Here is a 25,818-nt window from a genome sequence, read left to right as displayed (position 1 = left end):
GAGCGGCCACAATGGGCCGGTGACCGCAGCAGGCTCCCGACCCGTTCGCCTCGGCGCCCTAGCCGAGGCGTTCTCGCTGACCCCGCACGAGCCCCCGGCGGGATGGTCCGAGATCGCTGTGACCGGCGTGCGCGCGGACAACCGGCGCATCCGGCCCGGCGACCTCTTCGCCGGCCACGCCGGGGCCCACGTGCACGGCGCACGCTTCGCCCCCGCCGCCGTGAGAAGCGGCGCGTCTGCGGTGCTGACCGATCCCGAGGGGCTCGCCGAGCTCACCTCCTCCGGAGGTACCGGGGTGCCCGTGCTGCTCGCGGACGACGTCCCGGCGCTGCTCGGCCGCATCGCGGCCCAGGTGTACGGCCGGCCCGCCGAAGCGATGCGGACCTTCGCCGTCACGGGGACCAACGGGAAGACGACGACCACGTACATGCTCGAGCACGCCCTGGCCGCGCTGGGCCGCACGACCGGCCTGATCGGGACGGTCGAGGTCCGCGTCGCCGGACGCTCCGAACCGGCCGTGCTGACCACACCGCAGCCGGCCGATCTGCAGGCGCTACTCGCCGACATGGTCGGCGCGGGCGTCAGCGACCTCGCCATGGAGGTCTCCTCCCATGCCCTCGGCCTCGGCCGCGTGGATCCGGTCGTCTTCGACGTGGCCGGGTTCACCAACCTCACCCAGGACCATCTCGACTACCACGGGACGCTCGAGGACTACTTCGCCGCCAAGGCGTCCCTGTTCAATCCGGACCGCTCCCGCTGCGCCGTGGTCCTCGTCGACGACGAGTGGGGCCGCCGGCTCGCCGGGCAGTGCGCGCGCGACTCCGGCGAGCTGATCACGGTCTCGACGACCGGTGTCCCCGCCGACTGGCAGGCCGGCGAGATCACGGCCGACGGCGCCTTCACCCTCACCCACCGCGACGGCGAGCGGCTGCGCACCCGGACCGGCCTGCCGGGAACCTTCAACGTCGCCAACGCCGCACTTGCCGCCGTCATGCTCCTGGCCTCGGGTGTCCCGACGGCGGAACTCGCCTCCGCACTGGCGGGAGCCGACGGCATGACCCCGGTCGTGCCCGGCCGCATGGAGCAGCTCGCCGAGACACCGCGCGTCGTCGTCGACTTCGCGCACAACCCGGGTGCGCTCGCCGAGGCGATCGCGGCGCTCCGGCCCTCGACCACCGGGCGTCTCGTCCTCGTGGTCGGCGCCACCGGTTCGCGTGACACCGGCAAACGCCCCGAGATGGCGCGGGTGGCGGTCGACAGCGCCGACGCGGTGATCATCACCGACGACGACCCGCACGACGAGCCCGCGGCCGGCATCCGGGCCGAGCTCCTCGCGGCGGCCCGGGCGCACGCGCCGTATGCGGACGTCCGCGAGGTCGGCGACCGTGCCGAGGCCATCCGTCTCGCCGTGGCCGAGGCGGGGCCACGCGACACCGTGCTGGTGGCCGGGCGCGGGCACGAGACGATCCAGGAGATCGCCGGGGTGGAGCACCACCTGGATGATCGCGAGGAGGTCCGCGGCGCACTCGCCGACCGCGCCGGAGGAGGAGGCCGGAGTTGATCCCGCTCACTCTCAGCGAGGTGGCCTCGGTCACCGGGGGCAGCCACACGGGAGCCGACGACCGGGTCGGTGCCGTCGTCACCGACTCACGTGCCGTGACCGAGGGGGCGCTGTTCGCTGCGTTCGGCGGCGCCCACGTCGACGGTCACGACTACGTCGCCGCCGCACTCGAGGCCGGCGCCGCCGGCGCGCTGGTCTCCCGGCCCGTCGCCGGGGTCGACCCCAGGGCGCTGGTCCAGGTCGACGACGTCGCCGCCGCCCTGGGCCGCCTCGCGCGGCACGCCCTGGCAGAGTTGCGCCGTCGCCGGGCCGAGGAGGACCCTGACCACCCGCTGCGGGTGGTCGCGGTGACCGGCTCCTACGGCAAGACCACGACGAAGGACCTACTCGCGTCGCTGCTCGCCCCGCTCGGCGAGGTCGTCGCCCCGCCGGGGTCGTTCAACAACGAGATCGGGCTGCCGCTGACGGTCCTGCGCGCCACCGAGACCACAGCGGCGCTGGTGCTCGAGATGGGGGCGGACCGGATCGGCAACCTCACCTACCTCACCTCGATCGCGCCGCCGGACGTCGCCGTGGTTCTCGCCGTCGGCCGGGCTCATCTCGGCGAGTTCGGCGGCATCGACAACGTCGCGCGGGCCAAGTCCGAGCTCGTCGCCGGGCTGGCCGAGGGCGGTACGGCCGTCCTCAACGCCGACGACCCCCGCGTGGCGGCGATGGCCCGCGTGGCGGCCGGCCGGGAGGTGCTCACCTTCTCGCGCGCCGCGGGCACGCGGGCTGACGTGCGTGCCGAAGACGTCGACCTGGACGAGGCCGGTCACCCCCGGTTCCGGCTGGTCACCACGCGCGGCTCGGCGCCGGTGAACCTGGCACTCGTGGGTGAGCACCATGTCGGCAACGCCCTCGCGGCCGCGGCCGTGGCCGATCACCTCGGCGTGGGCCTCGACGTCGTGGCCGGTGCGCTCGCCTCGGCGGGCGCGGCCAGTCCGCACCGGATGGCGGTGACGGACCGGGCGGACGGGATCCGGGTGATCGACGACGCGTACAACGCCAACCCGGACTCGGTGCGCGCGGCGTTGCGTGCCCTGGACCGGCTCGCCGCCGGGCGGCGCCGGATCGCCGTGCTCGGTGAGATGCTCGAGCTCGGCGACGACAGCGAGACGGAGCACGCCGCACTCGGTGCGGAGGTCGCTGCCGATCTGCTGATCACGGTCGGAGCCGCCGCGACCCCGCTGGCCCGGGCGGCCCGCCTCGGCGGCACCGAGGTGGTCGAGACGCCCGACACCGCCGGCGCGCGCGCCGTCCTCGACGCGCACCTGCGCGCCGGTGACGTGGTGCTGATCAAGGCCTCCAACGGCACGGGCCTGTGGCGCCTCGCCGACGACCTCGTCGCCGGGGCCGACCGAGCCCGGGGTGAATCCGCATGATGTCCGTCCTCATCTCCGGCGCCGTCGCCCTCGTGGTCGCGATGGCGGGCACGCCGTTGTTCATCCGGCTCCTGGTGGCCAAGAACTACGGTCAGTTCATCCGCCAGGACGGGCCGACGGCGCACTTCACCAAGCGCGGCACGCCCACCATGGGCGGCGTCGTCATCATCGCCGCGACGGTGATCGGGTACGCCGTCTCCAACCTGGCCAGCGCCCGCCTGCCGAACCTCTCGGGCATGCTGCTCCTGCTGCTCATGGTCGGCATGGGCCTCGTCGGCTTCCTGGACGACTACATCAAGATCTCCCGGCAGCGTTCGCTCGGCCTGACCGAACGCGGGAAGATCATCGGCCAGGCCGTCATCGGCATCACGTTCTCCGTCCTGGCGCTGCAGTTCGCCAACGAGAACTACCGGACGCCGGCCTCGACGCGGATCTCCTTCATCCGCGACACGAACATCGACCTCGCCTTCGCCGGCGCGGGCCTCGGCCTGGTGCTGTTCGTGCTGTGGGCGAACTTCCTCATCACGGCCTGGACCAACGCGGTCAACCTCACCGACGGCCTCGACGGACTGGCCACCGGCGTGTCGATGCTCGTCTTCGGCGCCTACACGGTCATCACCATCTGGCAGTCCAACCAGTCCTGCCAGTACCTGGCCGCACCGGGCCCCGGATGCTACGAGGTCCGCGACCCCCGCGACCTCGCCATCGTCACGGCGGCCATCGTCGGCGCCTGCTTCGGGTTCCTGTGGTGGAACACCTCGCCGGCACAGATCTTCATGGGGGACACGGGGGCGCTGGCTCTCGGCGGTGCGCTCGCCGGCCTGTCCGTGCTCACCCGGACCGAGTTCCTCGCGGTGATCCTCGGTGGGCTGTTCGTCGTCGTCGTGATGAGCGACGTCATCCAGATCGGCTTCTTCAAGCTGACCGGGAAACGGGTCTTCCGCATGGCACCGCTGCACCACCACTTCGAGCTCAAGGGCTGGAACGAGGTCACCATCGTCGTGCGGTTCTGGATCATCGCCGCGCTCTGCGTCGCCCTGGGCCTGGGCATCTTCTACGCCGAATGGGTCACGGTGACGCCGTCGTGACCGGCGAAGTGGCCGGGGCCAGGGTCGCGGTGGTCGGCCTGGGAGCCTCCGGGAGAGCGGCGTTGGACGTGCTGGGCACCGCCGGGCCGGCCTGGCTCGGCGGGTACGACGCCTCGGCCGAGGCGGTCGAGACGGCCCGGGCTTCCGGTGAGGTTCCTGCCTCCGCCGAGCTTGTCGCGGCGCCGGATCCGCAGGCGCTTGCCGAGGTCGTGCTGCGGCAGGAGCCGGACGTGGTGGTCGTCTCGCCCGGCGTCCCGGCGGTCTCCCCGCTGTACACCAGAGCCGCGGCGGAGGGGGTGTCCCTCTGGAGCGAGGTCGAGCTTGCCTGGCGGCTGCAGGCCCGCCACCGGGACGGCAGCCGGGCCCCGTGGTTGACGTTGACCGGGACCAACGGCAAGACCACCACCGTCTCGATGCTCGCGGCCATCCTCACCGCGGCGGGGGAGCGGGCCCCGGCGGCCGGCAACGTGGGGACCCCGCTCGTGCGCGTGGCCGCCGAGGGCGCAGCGGACGTCCTCGCCGTCGAGCTGTCCAGCTTCCAGCTGCACAGCACCGTCTCGGTCAGCCCCGAGGCCAGTGCGTGCCTCAACCTGGCACCCGACCACCTCGACTGGCACGGCTCGTACGAGGCCTACCGCGACGCGAAGGCCCGCGTGTACGAACGCACTCGGCTCGCCTGCGTCTACAACGAGGACGACCCGGTCACGCGGACGATGGTCGAGCACGCCGACGTCGTCGAGGGCTGCCGGGCGGTGGGCACCACGACGGGCGCCCCGGCCCTCGGGCAACTCGGTGTCGTCGAGGACTACCTGCTCGACCGGGCCTTCGGCGCACCGGCGGCCCGGCGTCGGCACGCCGCCGTCGAGCTCGCGACGACCGCCGACCTCGCCCACCTCGCTCCGGCGGACCGGGCCGTGCCTCAGCACGTCGTGGCCGACGCACTGGCCGCGGCGGCCCTGGCACGTGCCCATGGCGTCGCCCCGGAGCACGTGCGGCAGGGGCTGGTCGAGTACCGGCCCGGAGCCCACCGGATCGAGCTCGTCGCGGAGATCGACGGCGTCGCCTATGTCGATGACTCGAAGGCCACCAACGCCCACGCCGCAGGAGCATCGCTGGGGGCATTGCCGGAGTGCACTGTGGTCTGGATCGCCGGCGGGCTCGCGAAGGGGGCGCGGTTCGACGACCTCGTCGCCGCGCACCGGGACAAGCTGCGGGCCGTGGTGCTGATCGGCGTCGACCGGGAGCCGCTGCGTACCGCGCTCGCACGACACGCGGGTGACCTCCCGGTCATCGAGGCCGTCCCTGGCGAAGATGGGGATGTGATGACGCGGGCGGTCGCCGAGGCGGCGCGGCTCGCCCGGCCGGGCGACACCGTGCTCATGGCACCTGCCAGCGCCTCCATGGACCAGTTCCGCAACTACGCCGAGCGTGGCGACGCCTTCGCACGCGCCGCTCGTTCCCTCGCGGGAGGCAGTCGATGAGCACCACGGGAAGCGTCCGGCGCCGCCCTCCGATGCGCCGATCCGCCACATCCGCGCCCCGGAACACCACGGCCGGGACCAACGGGGCCGGGACCGCCGACAACGTCCCGGCCACCGCGCGCGCCACCCGGACCCGGCCCAAGGAGAACGCCGCGCTCAGCTACTACCTGGTGCTCGGCTCCGCGGGTCTGCTGCTCCTCCTCGGGGCCGTCATGGTCTTCTCCGCCTCGACGATCGAGGCGCTCGACCAGGGCAACAGCCCCTACACCGCGTTCGCTGCGCAAGGCCGGTACGTGCTGATCGGGCTTCCCCTGGCCTTCCTCGCCAGCCGGTTACGGGTCGAGTGGTACCGCGGCCTGGCCTGGCTGATCCTGCTCGCCACGCTCGCTATGCAGCTGCTGATCTTCAGTCCGCTGGGCGTGGAGGTCAACGGCAACCGGAACTGGATCGTCATCCCCGGCACGTCCCAGACTCTGCAGCCCTCGGAGTTCCTCAAGCTGGGGCTCGCGCTGTGGCTCGGGACCGTCCTGGCACGGAAGGTCCGTCTCCTGCACGACTGGAAGCACGTCCTCCTGCCCGGCGCGGTCGGGTCCTTCGCCGCGCTCGGCCTCGTCCTCGCCGGGCACGACATGGGCACCGTGCTGGTCATGGTGGCGCTGGTCGCCGGTGCCTACTTCGTCGCCGGGCTGCCGCTGCGATGGTTCGCCGCAGCCGGCGTGCTCGGTGCCGGCGCGGCCGCGTTCTTCATCACCGTCTCGGACTCGCGCACCGCCCGCGTGCTCAGCTTTCTCGGGCACGGCGGGCACGATCCCTCCGGCCTGGACTTCCAGAGCATGCACGGACTGTGGGCGCTCGGTACGGGCGGTATCGGGGGGGTCGGCCTGGGTGCCTCGCGAGAGAAGTGGTCCTACCTGCCGGAAGCGCACAACGACTTCATCTTCGCGATCATCGGCGAGGAGCTGGGCCTCCTCGGTACTGTCCTCGTCCTCGTCCTCTTCGGCGGCCTCGCCGTGGGCATGTTCCGGATCGTGCGCCGCCACAAGGACCCCTTCGTCCAGATCACCACCGCGGCGATCGCGTCCTGGATCCTGTCCCAGGCCCTGGTGAACATCGGCGTGGTGATCGGGCTCCTCCCGGTCATCGGCGTCCCGCTTCCCCTCGTCTCCGCCGGCGGCTCGGCGATGATCTCCACCCTGGTGGCGCTCGGCGTCGTGCTGGCCTTCGCACGCACCGAGCCCGGTGCCGCCAAGGCCCTTGCCACCCGCAAGGCCGTGGTGAGCCGGTCCCTGGCCGTCGTCGGCCGGGGGTCACGCCGTGGCTGAACCGCTCCGGGTACTGCTCGCGGGAGGCGGGACCGCCGGGCACGTCAACCCGTTGCTCGCCACCGCCACCGCTCTGGCCGACGAGGACGCCGAGGTGACCGTCCTGGGGACGGTCGAGGGGCTCGAGCACACCTTGGTCCCCGACGCGGGATTCCCGATGCGGGAGATCCACCGTGTCCCGCTTCCGCGCCGGCCCTCCCTCGACCTGCTGCGCCTGCCGGGCCGGCTGCGCGGCGCGATCGCCGCGGCGGACCGGGCGCTGAGCGAGACAGGCGCGCAGGTCGTCGCGGGATTCGGTGGCTACGTCGCCACGCCCGCCTACCTCGCGGCCCGGCGCCGCGGCGTGCCCGTCGTCGTCCACGAGCAGAACGCCCGGCCGGGGGTGGCGAACCGGGTCGGCGCCCGCTGGGCGGACGTCGTCGCACTCACCTTCCCGTCGACCCCGCTGACGGCCGCCCGCGGGCGCACCGAGGTCACCGGGCTGCCGCTGCGTGCTCCGATCGCCGCCCTGGTCGCCGACCGCGCCACGGCCGACGGCACTGCTGCGCGTCGGGCGGCGGGCGCTGCCGCCCTGGAGCTCGACCCGGACCGCACCACGCTGCTGGTGACCGGCGGATCCCTCGGTGCGAAGCGGCTCAACGACGCCGCCTCCGCCGCGGCCGCCGACCTCGTCTCGGGCGGGGCGCAGGTGCTGCACCTGACCGGGCGCGGGAAGGCCGAGCCGGTCCGCGACGCGATCGCCCGGGCCGCCGCCGCGGCGCCCGAGGTGGGCGAGCGTTACCACGTGCGCGAGTACCTGGGGGCGATGGAGCACGCGTACGCCTGCGCCGACCTCGTGCTGTGCCGGTCCGGGGCCGGGACAGTCGCCGAACTGGCCGCACTCGGCCTGCCGGCCGTCTACGTCCCGTTGCCGATCGGAAACGGGGAACAGCGGCTGAACGCCACCGACGTCGTCACGGCCGGGGGTGGGGTCATCGTCGAGGACGCCGCGCTGGATGCCGCGCGGGTGCGGGAGAGCGTCGCCACGCTGCTGCACGACGACGCCGAACTGCGCCGCCGGGGCGAGGCCGCCGCCCGTGCCGGGTCCACCGATGGCGCCTCCCGCCTGGCGGCCCTGATCCGCGAGGCCGGGCGCCCGGGCGGAGGGGCGTCGTGACGCAGCGGTATCACCTCCTCGGGGTGGGCGGTGCCGGAATGTCCGCCGTGGCGGAGCTGCTGGCCGCGCGCGGGCACAGCGTCTCGGGCTCCGACCAACGAGAATCAGCGGTGCTGACGCGCCTGCGTGAGCTGGGCGTGCAGACGTGGGTCGGGCACGATGCCGCGCACGTCCCCGACGGCGCGACCGTCGTGGTCTCGACCGCCGTCCGCGAGACGAACCCCGAGCTTGCGGCCGCCCGGGCACGCGGACTTTCCGTCCTGCACCGTTCCCAGGCACTCGCCCGCGCCGCCGAGGGCCTGGACTTCGTCGCGGTCGCCGGGGCGCACGGGAAGACCTCGACGTCGGCGATGCTCGCTGTGGCTCTCGCCGACGCCGGGCTCGACCCGTCGTACGCGATCGGCGGCACCGTGCTCGCTCATGGCACCGGCGCGCACCTCGGCTCCGGGCAGGTGTTCGTCGCCGAGGCCGACGAGTCCGACGGCTCGTTCCTCAACTACCACCCGCGCATCGCCGTGGTCACGAATGTCGAGCCCGACCACCTCGATCACCATGGGAGTGAGGCGGCGTTCCGGCGGTCCTTCGAGGACTTCGCCGACCTGATCGTCCCCGGCGGCGTGCTGATCGCCTGTGCCGACGACGACGGCTCGGCCGCGCTTGCCGCCCGGGCGGCCGCGGCCGGCACGCGGGCGATCACCTACGGTCGGGCCGTCCCGCCCGACGGCGTGGAGGCGCACGTCGAGGTCGTCGATGCCGCCGGCGAGTCCGAGGCGACCGGCGACTCCGGTGCCGCGGGCACGCGCGGAGCACGTGGATTGCTGCGGCGCACCGGCCACGGCGGAACCGCCGAGGCCGAGCTCGCCCTGCAGGTCGGCGGAGGTCACATGCTGCTCAATGCGGCAGGCGCGTGGGTGGCCGGCCTCGAGCTCGGCGTCGCACCCGACGTCATGGCGAACGCACTCGGCACCTTCACGGGAACGGGCCGGCGGTTCGAGGAGCGGGGGCGGGCCGGGGGAGTGCGCGTCGTGGACGACTACGCGCACCACCCCACCGAGGTCGCCGCCACGCTCGCGACGGCGCGCCGGGACGCCGGGACGGGCCGGGTCGTGGTGCTCTTCCAACCGCACCTGTACTCCCGGACCCAGGCGTTCGCCGGACGGTTCGCCGAGGCGCTGACCGCGGCCGACGAGGTGGTGGTCACCGACGTGTACCCGGCCCGGGAGGAGCCCGTGGCGGGGGTCGATGGCGCCCTGATCACCGACGCCATGACGCCGACGGTGACCGGCTCGCGGGGACGCTACGTCGCCGACCGGCTGCAGGCGGCGGCCGCCGTGGCCGAGCTGGCGGCCCCGGGCGACCTCGTGCTCACCGTCGGTGCCGGGGACGTGACCGAGCTCGGACCGGTGATCCTCGACCGGCTGCGCACCCGGGAGGACTCGGCGTGAGGCCCCCGGCAGCCCCCCGCCGCCGCAACCGCTCGGCCGAGCCGGACCGGTCCGCGGACCGACGTGGCGAGGCGCTCACGCGGCGGCCCGCTGCCCGGCAGGCTCGTGAGGTGGTCCAGGCCGAGGTCGTGGAGCCGGAACCGGCGCGGCGCCGTGAGCAACCACGGCGGGTGGTCAGCACGGGCCTATCCGCACGGCTGGCCGAGCAGGCGCAGGCCGCACGGCGGCTGATGCTGCGTCGTGTCGGGATCGCCGTCGCGGTGGTGGTGCTGCTGGGCGGTCTCGCCTGGGCACTGCTCGCCTCCCCCCTGCTGGCCGTCGAGGAGGAGGCCGTCGAGGTGTCCGGGATGACCCGGATCGTCGACCGCGGCGCGGTCCGGACGGCCCTGGACGCGGAGATCGGCACGCCCTTGCTGCGGGTCGACACCGCGGCCGTCGCCGACCGCATCCGCGGTGTCGACGGCGTCGAGGACGTCGTGGTGAGCCGGTCGTGGCCGCGCGGGCTGTCCGTGACCGTCGTCCCGCGTGAACCGGTCGCGGCCGCGCGAGACTCCGGTCGTTGGGTGCTTGTCGACGACGAGGGTGTCCAACTCGCGACGCGCCGGCGGGCGCCGGACGGACTGCCGCGGGTCGAGCTCCCGCTCGAGGACAGCGGCCGGACCGGCCCGGCGCTCGACGCCGTGCTGACCGTGCTCGGTGACCTGCCCGACGACCTGCGCGACCGGGTCAGCCGTGCGGGCGCCGAATCTCCGGACCAGATCACGCTGCGCCTGGGCGGCGGGGCGCTGGTGCGGTGGGGGAACGCGGAGGAGAACGCGCTCAAGGCCGAGGTGCTCGGCGTCCTCCTCGAGGAGCAGGCGAGTGAGTACGACGTCTCGGTACCCCGTTCGCCGACCACGTCCGGGTAGCGCTCGCGACACACCTGGGGCGGTCGTTGCTCCGGTACCCCACGAGACCTAGCGTCACAGGTGGCAGAAAATGACATAAGTCTAACCCTGAGGTAGAGGTTGAGGGTTAGGTCGGGCAGAGTCATCCGGAACGACGAGAGGGACCGACGTGGCGGCACCGCAGAACTACCTGGCGGTCATCAAGGTGGTCGGAATCGGCGGTGGCGGCGTGAACGCCGTCAACCGCATGATCGAAGTCGGGTTGAAGGGCGTCGAGTTCATCGCCATCAACACCGACGCACAGGCCCTGCTCATGAGCGACGCCGACGTCAAGCTCGACGTCGGTCGTGACCTCACGCGCGGGCTCGGAGCGGGCGCTGACCCTGAAGTGGGCAAGAAGGCCGCTGAGGACCACGCCGAGGAGATCGAGGAGGTGCTGCGCGGCGCCGACATGGTCTTCGTGACCGCCGGCGAGGGCGGCGGCACCGGCACCGGCGGGGCGCCGGTCGTCGCGCGTATCGCGCGTTCGCTCGGTGCGTTGACCATCGGTGTGGTCACCCGGCCGTTCACCTTCGAGGGGCGTCGCCGCGGTGTGCAGGCTGAGTCCGGCATCGAGGCGCTGCGGTCCGAGGTGGACACCCTCATCGTCATCCCGAACGACCGGCTGCTGTCGATCTCCGACCGGGCCGTCTCCGTCCTCGATGCCTTCAAGTCTGCCGACCAGGTCCTGCTCTCCGGTGTCCAGGGCATCACCGACCTCATCACCACGCCCGGTCTCATCAACCTCGACTTCGCCGACGTGAAGTCGGTCATGCAGGGCGCGGGCAGCGCGCTCATGGGGATCGGGTCCGCCAGGGGTGAGGACCGTGCCGTCCAAGCCTCGGAGCTCGCGATCTCCTCGCCGCTGCTCGAGGCCAGCATCGACGGCGCTCATGGTGTGCTGCTGTCCATCCAGGGTGGCTCGGACCTGGGTCTGTTCGAGATCCACGAGGCGGCGCGCCTGGTCCAGGAGGCCGCGCATCCGGAGGCCAACATCATCTTCGGTGCCGTCATCGACGACGCGCTGGGCGACGAGGTCCGGGTGACGGTCATCGCCGCCGGGTTCGACGACGGATCCGGGCCCACTGGTGCGGAGTCGACGCTGGCGCGGCCGGTCGGGCAGGTGGCCTCGCCGCAGCCGGCGCCCGCCGCCACCCCGTCGGTGGTCTCTGCACCCTCCGCCGAGCCTGTCGACCCCTCGCCGCGGCACGGCAGCGCCCCCCAACCGCCGGCGCCTCAGCCCGGGGACGAGTCGCAGTCGGCTCCCGAGCCGGCGACCGTGGGCGGCGCCGGCACGGCCGGCAGCAACGGCGTGGGCTATCTCGGTGACGATGCGCCCGAGCGTCAGCGTCAGCGGTCCTACGAGGTCCCGCACGTCTTCGAGGAGGACTCGCCACGCCGCCGCCGTGACGAGGATCTGGACATCCCCGACTTCCTCAAGTGAGCCCGTCGGTCGGCGCCGGACCCCGCTCCCGGGGCCTGCCCGGGTTTCTCGAGGTCGACCTCGGTCCTGGCGCGCGTGGTGGCTTCACCACGCGCGCCGGCGGCGTCTCGACCGGCCCCTACGCCGCCGCCGAGGGAGGCGGGCTCAACCTGGGGCCGCACGTGGGCGACGACCCGGCGGCCGTGCGGGAGAACCGCGAGCGCCTCAGGGGCGCGCTCGGCGTCGAGCCGGTGTGGATGCGTCAGGTGCACGGTGCCCGCGTCCGGGTCGTGACCGGTCCGGACGAGGCACGCACGGAGCCGCCCGAGGGTGACGCGGTGCTCGCGCCGCCCGGGACCGGCGTGGCGCCGGCGGTCATGGTGGCCGACTGCATCCCCTTGCTGCTCGCGCATTGCTCCGGGGCGGTCGCCGCCGCCCACGTGGGGCGCGGCGGTCTGGTCGCCGGCGTGGTCGAAGCGGTCGTCGCCGGCCTCGAAGAGGTCGGGGCGGCTCCGGACGGGCTGGTGGCCGTCGTCGGTCCGAGCGTGTGCGGGCGGTGCTACGAGGTTCCCGACCGGATGCGCGAGGACGTCGCCGCCCAGGTGCCGGCCGCCTGGGCGACGACGTCGTGGGGGACACCGTCCCTGGACCTGCCGGGCGGCGTGGCCGCTCGACTGGCACAGCTCGGTGTGGGCGAGGTGCGCCAGGTAGGGCTGTGCACCGTCGAGGACGAACGCTTCTACTCCTACCGGCGCGCCGGGACAGGCGGGGCGCAGCCGGCGACCGGCCGGTTCGCGGGTGTCGTGGCCCAGCGGACCGACACGCCGACCGAGAAGCCGCCCGCCCGCCGACCGCTGGTCTAGCGTCGTCACTGGCAGCAGCCACGAGCGGCGGCGGCCTGGACGCGGGCCGTGGACGGACGACAAGGAGCAGCGATGGCGGGCACGATGCGCAAGATGATGGAGTACCTCTCTCTGGCCGAGCCGGACGAGGAGTACTACGACGAGACCGCCCCTCAGGCCTACGACGACGCACCCGAGCGGGAGGACCGTCGCGAGGCGGGACCCGAGCGCCGCGAGGAGCACCGGGCCGAGGTCACGCCGATCTCGCGCGCCGCTGCCAGCTACACCGAAGAGGAGCCCTCCGTCGCCGACGAGCTGCGCCGGATCGTCACGGTCCACCCCTCGAGCTACAACGAGGCTCGCGTCATCGGTGAGGCGTTCCGCGACGGGACGCCGGTGATCATGAACCTCACCGGGATGAGCGAGCCGGACGCGAAGCGCATGGTCGACTTCTCGGCCGGACTGATCTTCGGACTTCATGGCAGCATGGAGCGCGTGACCAACCGCGTCTTCCTGCTCTCCCCGGCGACCGTCGAGGTCGGTGGCGGCTCGGGTGGCGACGCGATCCCCGGACGATTCTTCTCCCCGAGCTGACTTGAGAACCGTATTTCAGTTCCTCGACCTGCTGCTGCTGCTCTATATCGTCGTCCTGCTCGCCCGGCTCGTCTTCGACTGGATCCAGGTCTTCGCCCGCGACTGGCGGCCACGCGGGATCGTGCTCGTCATCGCGAACGCCATCTATGGTCTGACCGATCCGCCGCTGCGGTTCCTGCGCCGCTATATCAAGCCGCTGCCGCTGGGCCAGATCCAGCTCGACCTGAGCTTCCTCGTGCTCTTCCTGGCGATCACCCTCGTGCGCGGGATCGTCTTGCCGTTGCTCTACGCGTCGTTGACCTGACGGTGGGCCTCCCGGACCGGGTCGCGGTCCGCGGCCTTGACGAGCGGACCTGCCGCGCGGCAGGTTTCGTGCCTCCGGTCACGGCGGGATACTGTCGAGGCCGACACAGGTGGCCGTCCGCTACGGTTGCTCCGGGTGAGCAGCGTCCGGCGCGGGCTCACGATCAGACCGAGATGACTCCAGAGGTGACGAGATGGCGCTGCTCACAGCAGACGACGTCCTCAACAAGAAGTTCCAGCCGACCAAGTTCCGCGAGGGCTACGACCAGGACGAGGTCGACGACTTTCTCGACGAGGTCGTCAACACCCTGCGCGTGGTGTCCGGCGAGAACGAGGAGCTGAAGGCCAAGCTCGCTGCCGCCGAGGCTCGCATCGCCGAACTCACCGGTGGGCCGGGACCGTCGTCGCCCGACGTCGCGGCCGAGCCCGCGGAGTCCGCCGAGACCACCGAGGAGGCCCCCGCGGCCGAGCCGGAGCCGGAGCCGGAGCCTGAGCCGGCGCCCCAGATGGTGACGTCCGCGCCCGCCCACTCGGCACCGGCGCAGCCCGCGCCCGCGGCGGTCGAGGGCAACGAGAACAACCCGGAGTCGGCCGCAGGCATGCTGGCCCTGGCCCAGCGGCTGCACGACGAGTACGTGAGCAACGGCCGCGCGGAGAGCGAGCGGCTCGTCTCCGAGGCCACCGCCGAGAGCGAGCGCCTGGTGTCCGAGGCGCAGGCGGAGAGCGCACGGATCATCAAGGAAGCCGAGGACCAGCACAACCGCACGCTCACCCAGCTCGAGCAGGAGCGTTCCCTGCTGGAGCGGAAGATCGACGAGTTGCGCACCTTCGAGCGTGACTACCGCACGCGTCTGAAGAGCTACCTCGAGTCGCTGCTGCAGAACGTCGAGACCGGGGCTCCCAAGGCTGAGGGCATCTGATCGCACCGCATCGGCGGCGGACGGCGAGCAGTCGCCGTCCGCCGCCGTCGTGCGAGAATCGACGCCGATGGACAGCCAGCCCTCCCAGCCTTCGCAGCCGCCGGTCCGGCGCCGCGACATGCGCAGTCGTGCTGAGGAGGCGAGCCGGCGACAGGCGGACGAGGTCGCAGGTCCCGCCGAGACCACGGCGACCCGGCGTGCGCTGGCGGCACGGCGTCGTCGTCGGCGGCTCCTCGGGCTCCTGCTCGCGCTGACCGTCGTCATCGCGACTCTGGACCAGGTCACCAAGGTCCTGGCCATGGACCGCCTGACCGAGGGCAGTTTCGTCCCCTTCCTCGGCGACGTGATCGGTTTCCAGCTGGTTCGCAACCCGGGTGCGGCGTTCTCCATCGCGACGGGCATGACGTGGGTCTTCACCATCGTCATGGTGGTCGTGGCGATCGCCGTGCTCCGGTTCTCCCGCCGACTCGGGTCGACGACGTGGGCCGCCGCACTCGGCATGCTGTTGGGCGGCTGCATCGGCAACCTCATCGACCGGCTCTTCCGCGACCCCGGCTTCGCCCGCGGCCACGTGGTCGACTTCATCAACTACAACGGGTGGTTCGTCGGCAATGTCGCCGACATCGCCATCGTCGGTGCCGCCGTCCTCATCGCCCTGCTCGCACTGCTCGGTCGCGAGATCGACGGTTCCCAGGCCGGTGACGAGGCGGAGCGCGAGCAATGGGGCCATGAGCCGGAGCGCGGGGAACCGGAGCGTGACGTGACGGACCGGGGGGAATCGGACCGCGACGAGCACGTCGCGGCCGGCCGCGGCGACGGCGACGTACACGCTGACGACGCACACGGCGACGACGACCCGGAGTCCGACCCGACCACGCCGACCGCCCATGCCTGAGATCCGGGCGATGCCCGTGCCGGACGGCCTCGTCGGGGAGCGGGTGGACGCAGCACTGGCGAGGCTTCTCGGGTTCTCGCGCACCCGCGCGGCGGACCTTGCCGCGAGTGGGGGCGTCCTTCTCGACGGACGTGAGCTCGGCAAGTCGGACCGTCTGACCGCCGGGGGCTGGCTGGAGGTGAGCCTGCCCGAGCCCGAGGCACCGGAGCGGGCCGAGCACCGTCCCGTCGAGGGCATGACCGTCGTCTACTCGGACGAGGACCTCGTCGTCGTCGACAAGCCGGTGGGCGTGGCCGCGCACCCGTCGCCGGGCTGGGACGGCCCCACCGTCGTCGGGGCGCTCGCCGCGTCGGGCCACCGGATCGCCACCTCCGGAGCCGCTGAACGACAAGGGGTGGTCCACCGGCTCGATGTCGGCACGTCCGGACTCATGATTGTGGCCAAGTCGGAGATCGCCTACTCCGCGCTCAAACGGGCGTTCCGCGAGCGCACCGTCGAGAAGGTCTACCACGCGCTGGTCCAGGGCCATCCCGACCCGCTCACCGGCACCGTCGACGCACCGATCGGTCGCCATCCCACGGCGTCGTACAAGATGGCTGTCGTCGCCGCCGGCAAGGAGTCCGTGACCCATTACGAGACTCTCGAGGCGATGGCCGGCGCCGCCCTGCTCGAGATCCACCTCGAGACCGGCCGCACCCACCAGATCCGCGTGCACATGGCGGCCCTGCGCCACCCGTGCGTCGGTGACCTCACCTACGGGGCCGACCCGCGGCTGGCCGAACGCCTCGGGCTGAGCAGGCAGTGGCTGCACGCCGTCCGCCTCGGGTTCACGCACCCGGTCAGTGGGCAGTGGATGTCGCTGACCACCGAGTACCCGGCCGACCTCGCCCACGCGCTGGAGGCCATGCGGGAAGGAGTCCGATGACGAGGAGCCCGATGACGACGACGGCGAAACCGGCCGACATCCGCATCCTGCCGGTCACCGATCGTGCCGGGCTCGAGCAGGCCTGGCAGGTCCGTACCGAGGTCTTCGTCCACGAGCAGCAGGTCCCGCCCGCCGAGGAGATCGACGCCCTCGACACCGCCGAGACCACCTCGCACGTGCTCGCCGTGGACGGCGAGGGAACCGCCGTCGGCACCGCACGTCTGCTCAGCGAGCCCGACCACCCGGGCGAGGTGCACCTCGGGCGCCTCGCGGTGCGCGCGCCGGCCCGGGGACGGGGGATCGGCGCCCGCCTGGTGGTGGCCGTCGAGGCGCTCGCCCTGGCCCAGCACGGGGTCCGCCAGGGCGAGGAGGGGCCGCTGAGTGTCCGCGTCGTCCTCGCCGCCCAGGAGTCCGCGATGGCCTTCTACGGCCGGCTCGGTTACGCCCCGGTCTCCGGTGAGCGGTTCCTCGACGCCGGCATCTGGCACCAGGACATGGCCCGTACGGTCACGGCCTGAAGTCCGGCGTGTCCGCGTGCGACACGCCGCACGCCCGCGCCACGCCCGCCGTGGTGGTCGGTCGTGTCAGCAGGGCGAAATAGACTCCCCGGCATGGCTGCTGGTGGATCCGACGACTTCGTTCATCTGCACGTCCACACCGAGTACTCGATGCTCGACGGCGCGGCGAAACTCGGGCCGCTGTTCGACGAGGTGAACCGACTCGGGCAGCACGCCATCGCCATGACGGACCACGGGTACATGTTCGGCGCGTTCGACTTCTGGAAGTCGGCGAAGGACGCCGGCGTCAAGCCGATCATCGGGGTCGAGGCGTACCTGACCCCAGGTACCGCCCGCCAGGACAAGACGCGTGTGCGGTGGGGTGAGGAGCACCAGGCCGAGGACGACGTCTCGGCGCGCGGCTCCTACACGCACATGACGCTGCTGTCGAAGACGACCGAGGGCATGCACAACCTCTTCCGCATGGACTCCCTCGCCTCGCTCGACGGGCAGATGGGCAAGGCGCCGCGGATGGACCGCGAGCTGCTCAACACCTACTCGGAGGGGTTGATCGCCACCTCCGGGTGCCCGTCCGGCGAGATCCAGACGCGGTTGCGGCTCGGTCACTGGGACGAGGCGGTGCGCGCGGCCGGAGAGTTCCAGGACATCTTCGGCAAGGAGAACTTCTACATCGAGCTGATGAATCACGGGCTCGACCTCGAGAAGCGCACCGTGCCCCAGTTGCTCAAACTCGCCGAGCACATCGGCGCCCCGCTGCTCGCCACGAACGACTCGCACTACGTCAGCGCCGACGACGTCCACACCCACGACGCGCTGCTGTGCATCAACTCCGGCTCGACCCTGGCGGACCCGAACCGGTTCAAGCTGACCGGCGACACGTACTACATCCGCTCCGCCGCTGAGATGCGCGAACTGTGGAAGGACTATCCCCAGGCCTGCGACAACACGCTGCTGGTCGCCGAGCAGTGCGACGTTCAGTTCACCACGGCCGCGGATGGCGCGAACTTTATGCCGCGCTTCGAGGTCCCCGAGGGCGAGGACGAGCACTCCTGGTTCGTCAAGGAGGTCGAGAAGGGCCTGCACTACCGGTTCGGGGACACGATCCCGGACGAGGTCCGCAAGCAGGCCGAGTACGAGGTCGGGGTCATCACGCAGATGGGGTTCCCCGGCTACTTCCTCGTTGTCGCCGACTTCATCAACTGGGCCAAGGAGCGCGACATCCGCGTTGGCCCGGGTCGTGGCTCCGGTGCCGGCTCGATGGTCGCCTACGCGATGCGTATCACCGACCTCAACCCGCTCGAGCACGGGCTGATCTTCGAGCGGTTCCTCAACCCGGACCGCGTCTCCATGCCCGACTTCGACGTGGACTTCGACGAGCGCCGGCGCGGCGAGGTCATCGACTACGTCACGAACAAGTACGGCGACGACCGGGTGGCCCAGGTGGTCACCTACGGCACCATCAAGGCCAAGCAGGCGCTCAAGGACTCCTCCCGGGTGCTCGGCTACCCGTTCGCGATGGGGGAGAAGCTCTCCAAGGCCATGCCACCGACCGTGATGGGCAAGGACATCACGGTCAAGGGCATCTTCGACCCGAATGACAAGCGCTACGCCGAGGCGGAGGAGTTCCGCCAGCTGCACGCCTCCGACCCGGACGCGCAGAAGGTCGTCGAGCTCGCCCAGGGACTGGAGGGCCTGAAGCGGCAGTGGGGTGTGCACGCCTGCGCCGTCATCATGTCCTCCGAGCCGCTGATCGACATCATCCCCATCATGCGGCGGCCTCAGGACGGCGCCGTCATCACGCAGTTCGACTACCCGACCGCCGAAGGGCTCGGGCTGCTGAAGATGGACTTCCTCGGCCTGCGCAACCTCACCGTCATCGGCGATGCGCTGAACAACCTCGAGCGCAACGGCAAGGAGCGGATCGACCTCGAGACGCTCGGGCTGGACGACAAGCGCACCTACGAGCTGCTCTCGCGCGGGGACACCCTCGGGGTGTTCCAGCTCGACGGCGCCGGCATGCGCACCCTGCTGCGGCAGATGAAGCCGGACAACTTCGAGGACATCTCCGCTGTCGGCGCGCTGTACCGGCCCGGCCCGATGGGTGCGAACTCGCACACGAACTACGCCCTGCGCAAGAACGGGTTGCAGAAGGTCGAGCCGATCCACCCGGAGCTCGCGGAGCCGCTCGCCGAGATCCTTGACACCACGTACGGCCTGATCGTGTACCAGGAGCAGGTCATGGCCATCGCCCAGAAGGTCGCCGGGTTCACGCTCGGACAGGCCGACCTGCTCCGCCGCGCGATGGGCAAGAAGAAGAAGGCCGAGCTGGACAAGCAGTACGTCGGCTTCGAGGCCGGGATGCTCGAGCGCGGCTACTCCAAGGACGCCGTCAAGACGCTGTGGGACATCCTGCTGCCGTTCTCCGACTACGCGTTCAACAAGGCCCATTCGGCCGCCTACGGCGTCGTGTCCTACTGGACGGCTTACCTCAAGGCGAACTATCCGACCGAGTACATGGCCGCGCTGCTGACGTCCACCCAGGACAACAAGGACCGACTCGGTCTTTACCTCGGTGAGTGCCGGCACATGGACATCACCGTCCTGCCGCCGGACGTCAACACCTCGGCCGCCGATTTCACGCCCGTCGGGACCGACATCCGCTTCGGGCTCGCCGCGATCCGCAACGTCGGCTCGCACGTTGTCGACGCGATCATCCAGACCCGGGAGGAGAAGGGTGAGTACACCTCGTTCACCGACTTCCTCGACAAGGTGCCGGCCATCGTCTGCAACAAGCGCACCATCGAGTCGCTCATCAAGGCCGGCGCGTTCGACACCATGGGCCACAGTCGGCGCGCCCTGCTCGCCCGCCACGAGGAGGCCATCGACTCCGTCGTCGACGTCAAGCGCAACGAGGCGGTCGGCCAGTTCGATCTGTTCGCCGGACTCGACGGTGCTGAGGGTACCGGCGGCGGGTTCACCGTCGAGATCCCCGAGCTGCCGGAATGGGACAAGAAGCAGAAGCTCGCCTTCGAGCGGCAGATGCTGGGCCTGTACGTCTCCGATCACCCGCTCGCCGGACTGGAGCACGTCCTCGACCGGGTCGCGGACACCCAGGTCGCCTCGCTGCTCGAGGACGAGGTCATGCCCGACGGTGCCGGTGTCCACATCGCCGGCCTGGTCACCTCGCTGCAGCGCAAGATGACCAAGAACGGCAACCCGTGGGCGATCGCGACCGTGGAGGACCTCACCGGTTCGATCGAGGTGCTGTTCTTCCCGCAGACCTACGCCACCGTGTCCACCGCACTGGCGGAGGACACCATCATCACCGTCCGTGGCCGGCTCAACCGACGGGACGAGGTGCCGACGATCTACGCGCAGGAGATGACCTTGCCGGACGTCTCCGACACCGAGAACGGCCCGGTCTCCGTGACGTTGCCGGAGAACCGCTGCACGGGCCCGGTGGTGGAGCAGCTGCGGGGGATCCTCGCGAACCACCCAGGGCCGGCGGAGGTCCGCCTGCACCTGACCAAGCCGGGTCGGGCCACCGTGATGCGGTTGTCGGACCAGCTGCGGGTACAGCCGACGACCGCCCTGTACGGCGACCTCAAGGCCCTGCTCGGCCCGACCTGCCTCGCGAGCTGACCGGTGGCCGGGGCGGAGGAGGAGACCACCCTCGGCGCAGCGGACCTGCAGGCACTGCGCGAGCGCCTCGCCGGACTGGACACGGCCCAGCTCGTCACGGAGCTGGAACGCATGGACGCCACGCGGCGCGCCATCGCGTTCCGGCTGCTCTCCAAACGCGAGGCGCTGGAGGTCTTCGAGGACCTCGACCCCTCGCTGCAGCGCGAGATCCTCGATGAACTGCGCGAGGAGGCGACCGGTGATCTGATCGCCGACCTCGACCCGGACGACCGCGCACGGCTCTTCGACGAACTGCCGGCCGGATTGGTGAGCAGACTGCTCTCCGGGCTGGACCCGGCCGAGCGGGCCATGACGACGACGCTGCTCGGGTATCCGGAGGGCAGCGTCGGGCGCCGGATGACCCCGGAGGTCGCGGCACTGCCCAGGGACGCGACGGCGTCTGACGCAATCGCGCGCCTGACGGCCTACGGCGAGGACGTCGAGACCATCTATTCCGTCCCCGTCGTCGCCGACGGTCGCCGCGTGGTGGGCGTGGTGTCGCTGCGCCGGTTGCTGCTGTCCGATCCGGACGTCCGGGTGGACGAGGTCATGTCGGATCCGGTGATGGTCGAAGCCACCGACGGTCAGGAGCAGGCGGCCCGCGTGGTCCGGGAGGGCGGCTTCATCGCCGTGCCGGTCGTGGACCACGAGTCGCGCTTGCTCGGTGTGTTCACCGTCGATGACGCGATGCGGGTACTCGAGGCCGAGGAGGACGAGGACGTCGCACGTGGTGGCGCGAGCGAGCCGCTCCGGCGCCCGTACCTGACGGTCTCCTTGTTCGGTCTGGTGCGCACGCGGGTGGTCTGGCTGCTGGTCCTGATTCTCGCTGCAACGCTGACGGTGGGGGTGCAGAGCCACTTCGAGGACGAGCTCGACGCGGTGGTCTCGCTGGCGTTGTTCATTCCGCTGCTCATCGGCACCGGCGGCAACGCCGGCGCTCAGGCGGCGACGACGGTGGTCCGCGCGATGGCGCTCGACGACGTGCGACCCGGTGACCTGTTCCGAGTGGTGGGCCGCGAGATCCTGGTCGGGGCCTTGCTCGGCGCGACGCTCGCCGCGGTCGGCTTCCTGCCGGCGACGTGGGTGGCCGGGGCGGACATCGCCACGGTGCTGGCTGCGACGGTTGTGGCCGTCTGTGCTCTGGCCACCACGGTCGGTTCGTCGGTGCCGTTGACGGCGCGGAAACTGGGCATTGACCCCGCCATCGTCTCGGCGCCGTTCATCTCGACCTTCGTCGACACCCTCGGACTGGTCATCTACTTCTCCGTGGCCAAGGCCGTCCTGGGCATCTGAACGGTCAGTCGGCAGAACTGTCGGTCGGCAGGGTGCCGACCGACCGCTCGTGTGCCGGCGCTCGTCGTGCGGGCCGGCTCAACCGACTCGTGCGGCTTCAACCGACTCGCGCGGCACGGCCGCCGGTCGGCAGGTCGACCGTCACGACGGCGCCACTCGCCAGTTGTCGGCCACGGCGGGTCTCGACCTCGCCGTCGACCGTCACCTCACCGTCCGCAATGAGTTCGCGCGCCTGCGCCCCGTCCTCAACCAGGTCCGCGAGCTTGAGGAACTGACCGAGGCGGATCGTCCCCTCGGTGGGGATCGTCGGCACGTCGTCGCTCATGCAGGCGATCCTGTCAGCCGGCACGGACCGCGTCACGCTCGCCGGGCGTCACGGTGGACGAGATCGGCACCCACCGCTCGTGTCGCTGCGTCGTCCACAGGCTTGGCCGAGCGTGACGCCGATGTCAGCGGTTCGTACTAATGTTCGATGCATGGATGAAGTAGTCGTCACGGCCGATGAGGTGCGGGCCTTCCGTGCCCGGCTGGTCGAGACGTCCTGCTCGGATGCGAACCCCGCCGAGCTGGTGGAGCTGCTGGATGAACTCGAGGTCGTCAAGAACGTCGCCAGCGGCTTACAGGCGCGCGCGGCGGTCGCGCTGGATCGGGCCCGCCGGGAGGAGGAGGCCGAACTGGACGTCCCGGCCGGCCGGCGTGGCAGCGGGGTTGCGGGAGAGATCGCGCTGGCCAGGCGCGAGTCGGGGTCTCGGGGGAGACAGCTGCTCTCGCTGGCGACGTTCCTCGACCGCGAGTTGCCACACACGCGCGCGCGGTTGGCGGAGGGCACGCTGAGCGAGTACCGGGCCAGCCTGCTGGCGAAAGAGATGGCCTGCCTCGACAGGTCCGATCGGATGACGGTGGATGAGCAACTGTGCGGCGCCCCGGCGCGCCTGAACGGGATGGGCACGCGCGCGTTGGTGGCGGCGGCCAAGAAGGCCGCGGCCGAGATCGATGTCAAGGCCGTCGTGACCCGTGCCAGGCAGGCAGAGTCCGATCGACGCGTGACGTTACGGCCGGCGCCGGACACGATGTGCTACCTCACGGCGCTGGTGCCGGTCGCTCAGGGCGTCGGGGCTCTTGCCGCACTGGGCAAGGAGGCCGATCGGCTGCGACAGGGCGAGGGTGGTGACCCGCGCGGACGAGGGCAACTGATGGCCGATGTGATGATCGCTCGCCTGACCGGGGCGGAGTTACCCGCCGCCGACCAGGCTCGTCCGGCGTCGGAAGCGCCTGGTGCGGACACATCCGGTACGGGCGATGGTGCACGTGCCGCCGGTCAGACCGACGGCCTCGAGCTGCCGCCGCCGTCGGTGCCGATCACGGTGAATGTGACGATGTCGGACGTCGCGTTGCTCGGTGGAGGCTCGGAACCGGCCGTGGTGACTGCCCCGGGGGCGCCGAGTCAGGTGCTGCCGGCCGAGGTCGCCCGGCAACTCGTCTCCCGGGCACTGACGGCGCCGACGAAGACGTGGATCCGGCGGCTGTACCTCGACCCGGGCGGCGCACTGGTCGCGATGACGTCCAAGGGCCGGTACTTCCCACCCGGACTGGCCGACTACCTCGCCATCCGGGACCAGGGCATCTGCCGGATGCCCTACTGCGGCGCTCCGGTCCGTCACCTCGACCACGTCACCCCGGCCGCCGAGGGTGGTGACACCGACGCCGAGGACGGGCAGGGCTTGTGCGAGGCGTGCAATCACAGCAAACAAGCCCCTGGCTGGCGACAGCACATCGAGTCTCGAGCGGGTCCTCCCGATGGCGGAGGTAGTGGCCGTGCTTGCCGCGAGGGGCATGGCGTCGATGCTGTCGACGGCGCCAGTGAGGCACGTGAATCGGAATGGGTCGGTATCTCGGAGGTGGTCGACGACTCCGAGGTGGTCGATGCCGGCGTGTCCGGCACGGCTGGGTCATCAACTGAGGTGCCTCGGTGTCGACACACCGTCGTCACGACCACTCCGAGCGCGCACACCTACCGCTCGGTGGCACCGACGCCCCCAGGGGCCGGCCGACCGCTCGCTCACCGCCGAACGCGCCGACAGAACCGACCCCACGACAGCGGGCACCGCAGCAGCCGCGATCTCGGATGACCACGGTGCGGGGCACGGATCGGTCACCCCTGGCCTGGGCGGAGCGGTGAGCGCGCGGGCCTAAACTGGGACGCATGCTCACGCGCACCGATCTGCGAGGCCGGGCGCTGTCCGCTGCCGAACTGGCCGACGTCCTGCCGCGAGCCGAGCTCGACGTGGAGGGTGCGCTCGACCGCATTCGTCCGGTGCTTGCGGACGTGCGTGAGCGGGGCGCCGCTGCACTACGGGACCTGGCCGAGCGCTTCGACGGGGTCCGGCCGGAGCACATCCGAGTTCCCGCCGCCGCGCTGGGAGAGGCGCTCGATCAGCTCGATCCGGATGTGCGCGAGGCGCTGGAAGCCGCCATCACCCATCTGCGCGCGGGGCACGCCGCGCAGCTGCCCCGCGAGGTGAGCACGGAGATCGTGCCGGGCGGGGTGATCCGGCAGCGCTGGGTACCGGTTCGTCGCGTCGGGCTCTATGCCCCCGGGGGGCTTGCCGCCTACCCGTCGAGCGTGGTCATGAACGCCGTCGCCGCCCAGGTGGCCGGCGTCGAGGAGCTTGCGATCGCCACGCCGCCGCAGGCCGCCAACGCCGGGTTACCCCATCCCGTCATCCTCGCCGCCTGCGCGCTCCTTGGCGTGGAGGAGGTCTATGCGGTCGGTGGCGCCCAGGCTGTCGGCATGTTCGCCTACGGCGCCGCCGCCGCGGACGACACGGACCGGGCTGACCTGGCTGCCGCCGGTAGGACCGGCGACACACTGTGCGATCCGGTCGACGTCGTCACCGGTCCGGGAAACGTCTATGTGGCCGCGGCCAAGCGCGCCGTGATGGGCCGGGTCGGGATCGACGCCGAGGCCGGTACCACCGAGATCGCCGTCCTGGCGGACGAGACCGCCGACCCGGTGCACGTCGCGGTCGACCTCATCTCACAGGCGGAACACGATCCGGCCGCCGCATCGGTGCTCATCACCGCCTCGACCTGCCTCGCCGACGCCGTCGACGCGGAGATCGCTCGCCGTGTGCCGACCAGCCGTCACCACGATCGGATCTCGACCGCATTGAGTGGACCGCAGTCGGGCACCCTCATCGTCGACGACCTCGACCACGGTGTCGCGGTCGCCAACGCGTACGGGGCCGAGCACCTCGAGGTGCAGACCACCGACGCGGCCGCCGTCGCCGAGCGCATCCGCAACGCCGGTGCGATTTTCCTTGGCCCCTACTCGCCCGTGCCGCTCGGCGACTACCTCGCCGGCTCGAACCACGTGCTGCCCACCGGAGGTACGGCGCGATTCGCCAGCGGCCTCAACGTCACCGCCTACATCCGCAGCGTGCAGGTGATCGAGTACGGCGAGGCCGCGCTCAAGCAGCTGGCCGACCCATTGGCCGCACTCGCGGACTCGGAGGATCTCCCGGCCCACGGCGACGCTGTTCGCGCGCGATTCACATGACGCGCCGGATGCCACGACGGTTGGCCCGGGCGCCCATCGCGGTGTTCCGGGCCGGGTTCGGCTGGATCTTCGGCGGCGCCGTGGTGATGCTCCAGCACCGTGGTCGCCGCTCCGGCCTGGCGCGTTACGTCGTGCTCGAAGTCGTCCGCGCGGAGCCGGACGCCGTCGTGGTTCCTTCTGGTTACGGCCGATCGTCCCAGTGGTTCCGCAACGTCATGGCGGAGCCGCGTGTCTGGTTGTGGCGCGGCGCCCGCCGCCCCGCGCCGGCGTACGCGCAGCGCCTGGGCCAGTCGGAGGTCCGACAGATCTTCGAGGACTACCGGTGTGAGCATCCACTCCGTGCGCGCGCGCTCGCCCGGACACTCGGGATCGAGGACCTGTTCGCACGGGGCCCGGTTCCGCACGACATCGGTGACCGGATCCCCCTGGTGCGGGTCCGGACCTGAGCCGGCCCGGACGGGG

At 71.6% G+C, this 25,818-nt stretch carries 22 protein-coding genes; 21 read left to right on the top strand and 1 reads right to left on the bottom strand.

Annotated elements, in window-relative coordinates; genetic code table 11:
• Window positions 1-19 precede the first annotated feature (19 nt).
• From ACFSE6_RS15785 to mgtE, 18 genes are all read left to right on the top strand, one after another.
• A complete protein-coding gene (locus ACFSE6_RS15785) occupies window positions 20-1,561 on the top strand; it encodes a UDP-N-acetylmuramoyl-L-alanyl-D-glutamate--2,6-diaminopimelate ligase (protein ID WP_388009330.1) in 1,542 nt (513 codons plus the stop codon).
• Window positions 1,558-2,985: a UDP-N-acetylmuramoyl-tripeptide--D-alanyl-D-alanine ligase gene (locus tag ACFSE6_RS15780; protein WP_388009327.1), complete on the top strand. Its 1,428-nt coding sequence runs from the start codon at window positions 1,558-1,560 to the stop codon at window positions 2,983-2,985. Before ACFSE6_RS15785 ends, ACFSE6_RS15780 begins: the two co-directional genes overlap by 4 nt.
• Complete coding sequence (mraY, locus tag ACFSE6_RS15775) at window positions 2,982-4,073, top strand: phospho-N-acetylmuramoyl-pentapeptide-transferase (protein WP_388009324.1); 1,092 nt, start codon at window positions 2,982-2,984, stop codon at window positions 4,071-4,073. The genes ACFSE6_RS15780 and mraY overlap by 4 nt, the downstream gene beginning before the upstream one ends.
• Entirely contained in the window at window positions 4,049-5,554 is a 1,506-nt protein-coding gene (gene murD, locus ACFSE6_RS15770; protein WP_388009321.1) for a UDP-N-acetylmuramoyl-L-alanine--D-glutamate ligase, read from the top strand. Before mraY ends, murD begins: the two co-directional genes overlap by 25 nt.
• A complete protein-coding gene (ftsW, locus tag ACFSE6_RS15765) occupies window positions 5,551-6,876 on the top strand; it encodes a putative lipid II flippase FtsW (protein WP_388009318.1) in 1,326 nt (441 codons plus the stop codon). Before murD ends, ftsW begins: the two co-directional genes overlap by 4 nt.
• Window positions 6,869-8,032, top strand: a complete 1,164-nt coding sequence (gene murG / locus ACFSE6_RS15760) for an undecaprenyldiphospho-muramoylpentapeptide beta-N-acetylglucosaminyltransferase (protein WP_388009315.1) — start codon at window positions 6,869-6,871, stop codon at window positions 8,030-8,032. Before ftsW ends, murG begins: the two co-directional genes overlap by 8 nt.
• Window positions 8,033-8,070: 38 nt before the next feature.
• On the top strand, window positions 8,071-9,477 hold the full coding sequence (murC, locus tag ACFSE6_RS15755; RefSeq protein ID WP_465254177.1) for a UDP-N-acetylmuramate--L-alanine ligase: 1,407 nt from the start codon (window positions 8,071-8,073) through the stop codon (window positions 9,475-9,477).
• On the top strand, window positions 9,474-10,385 hold the full coding sequence (locus tag ACFSE6_RS15750) for a cell division protein FtsQ/DivIB (RefSeq protein ID WP_388009309.1): 912 nt from the start codon (window positions 9,474-9,476) through the stop codon (window positions 10,383-10,385). Before murC ends, ACFSE6_RS15750 begins: the two co-directional genes overlap by 4 nt.
• A 148-nt stretch (window positions 10,386-10,533) precedes the next feature.
• Window positions 10,534-11,847, top strand: a complete 1,314-nt coding sequence (ftsZ, locus tag ACFSE6_RS15745; protein WP_388009306.1) for a cell division protein FtsZ — start codon at window positions 10,534-10,536, stop codon at window positions 11,845-11,847.
• A 35-nt stretch (window positions 11,848-11,882) separates the two neighbouring features.
• Window positions 11,883-12,689, top strand: coding sequence for a purine nucleoside phosphorylase YfiH/LACC1 family protein (locus tag ACFSE6_RS15740; RefSeq protein WP_465254176.1), 807 nt, complete (start codon window positions 11,883-11,885; stop codon window positions 12,687-12,689).
• Window positions 12,690-12,761: 72 nt separating this feature from the next.
• Window positions 12,762-13,262 carry a cell division protein SepF gene (locus tag ACFSE6_RS15735; protein ID WP_388009300.1) on the top strand — a complete coding sequence of 167 codons (501 nt, stop codon included), beginning with the start codon at window positions 12,762-12,764 and terminating at the stop codon, window positions 13,260-13,262.
• Window position 13,263: 1 nt separating this feature from the next.
• Window positions 13,264-13,566 (top strand): YggT family protein, encoded by a 303-nt coding sequence (locus ACFSE6_RS15730; protein ID WP_388009297.1) that lies wholly within the window; start codon window positions 13,264-13,266, stop codon window positions 13,564-13,566.
• Window positions 13,567-13,759: 193 nt separating this feature from the next.
• Window positions 13,760-14,485 carry a DivIVA domain-containing protein gene (locus ACFSE6_RS15725; protein WP_388009294.1) on the top strand — a complete coding sequence of 242 codons (726 nt, stop codon included), beginning with the start codon at window positions 13,760-13,762 and terminating at the stop codon, window positions 14,483-14,485.
• 67 nt (window positions 14,486-14,552) lie between these two features.
• The gene (gene lspA, locus ACFSE6_RS15720) at window positions 14,553-15,380 is read left to right on the top strand and encodes a signal peptidase II (protein ID WP_388009291.1); all 828 of its coding nucleotides are present in this window, start codon (window positions 14,553-14,555) and stop codon (window positions 15,378-15,380) included.
• Window positions 15,373-16,305, top strand: a complete 933-nt coding sequence (locus ACFSE6_RS15715; RefSeq protein WP_388009288.1) for an RluA family pseudouridine synthase — start codon at window positions 15,373-15,375, stop codon at window positions 16,303-16,305. The genes lspA and ACFSE6_RS15715 overlap by 8 nt, the downstream gene beginning before the upstream one ends.
• A complete protein-coding gene (locus ACFSE6_RS15710; RefSeq protein ID WP_388009285.1) occupies window positions 16,302-16,823 on the top strand; it encodes a GNAT family N-acetyltransferase in 522 nt (173 codons plus the stop codon). The genes ACFSE6_RS15715 and ACFSE6_RS15710 overlap by 4 nt, the downstream gene beginning before the upstream one ends.
• Window positions 16,824-16,916: 93 nt before the next feature.
• Window positions 16,917-20,465, top strand: a complete 3,549-nt coding sequence (dnaE, locus tag ACFSE6_RS15705; RefSeq protein WP_388009282.1) for a DNA polymerase III subunit alpha — start codon at window positions 16,917-16,919, stop codon at window positions 20,463-20,465.
• Window positions 20,466-20,468: 3 nt separating this feature from the next.
• Entirely contained in the window at window positions 20,469-21,797 is a 1,329-nt protein-coding gene (gene mgtE, locus ACFSE6_RS15700; RefSeq protein ID WP_388009279.1) for a magnesium transporter, read from the top strand.
• Window positions 21,798-21,894: 97 nt separating this feature from the next.
• Here the strand turns inward: mgtE and ACFSE6_RS15695 are convergent, their stop codons facing one another.
• On the bottom strand, window positions 21,895-22,122 hold the full coding sequence (locus ACFSE6_RS15695) for an RNA-binding S4 domain-containing protein (RefSeq protein ID WP_388009276.1): 228 nt from the start codon (window positions 22,120-22,122) through the stop codon (window positions 21,895-21,897).
• A gap of 151 nt (window positions 22,123-22,273) precedes the next feature.
• Between ACFSE6_RS15695 and ACFSE6_RS15690 the strand changes: the two genes are divergently transcribed.
• The 3 genes from ACFSE6_RS15690 to ACFSE6_RS15680 all read left to right on the top strand — a co-directional run bounded on the left by ACFSE6_RS15690 (window position 22,274) and on the right by ACFSE6_RS15680 (window position 25,802).
• On the top strand, window positions 22,274-23,926 hold the full coding sequence (locus ACFSE6_RS15690) for an HNH endonuclease (protein WP_388009273.1): 1,653 nt from the start codon (window positions 22,274-22,276) through the stop codon (window positions 23,924-23,926).
• Between the two features lie 74 nt (window positions 23,927-24,000).
• Window positions 24,001-25,356 (top strand): histidinol dehydrogenase, encoded by a 1,356-nt coding sequence (gene hisD / locus ACFSE6_RS15685; protein ID WP_388009270.1) that lies wholly within the window; start codon window positions 24,001-24,003, stop codon window positions 25,354-25,356.
• A gap of 8 nt (window positions 25,357-25,364) precedes the next feature.
• The gene (locus ACFSE6_RS15680; RefSeq protein ID WP_388009267.1) at window positions 25,365-25,802 is read left to right on the top strand and encodes a nitroreductase family deazaflavin-dependent oxidoreductase; all 438 of its coding nucleotides are present in this window, start codon (window positions 25,365-25,367) and stop codon (window positions 25,800-25,802) included.
• Window positions 25,803-25,818 lie beyond the last annotated feature (16 nt).

This window comes from Georgenia deserti (genome assembly GCF_042680605.1).
GTDB classification, from domain to species: domain Bacteria; phylum Actinomycetota; class Actinomycetes; order Actinomycetales; family Actinomycetaceae; genus Allobogoriella; species Allobogoriella deserti.
This window is presented reverse-complemented; position numbering and strand designations above follow the sequence as displayed.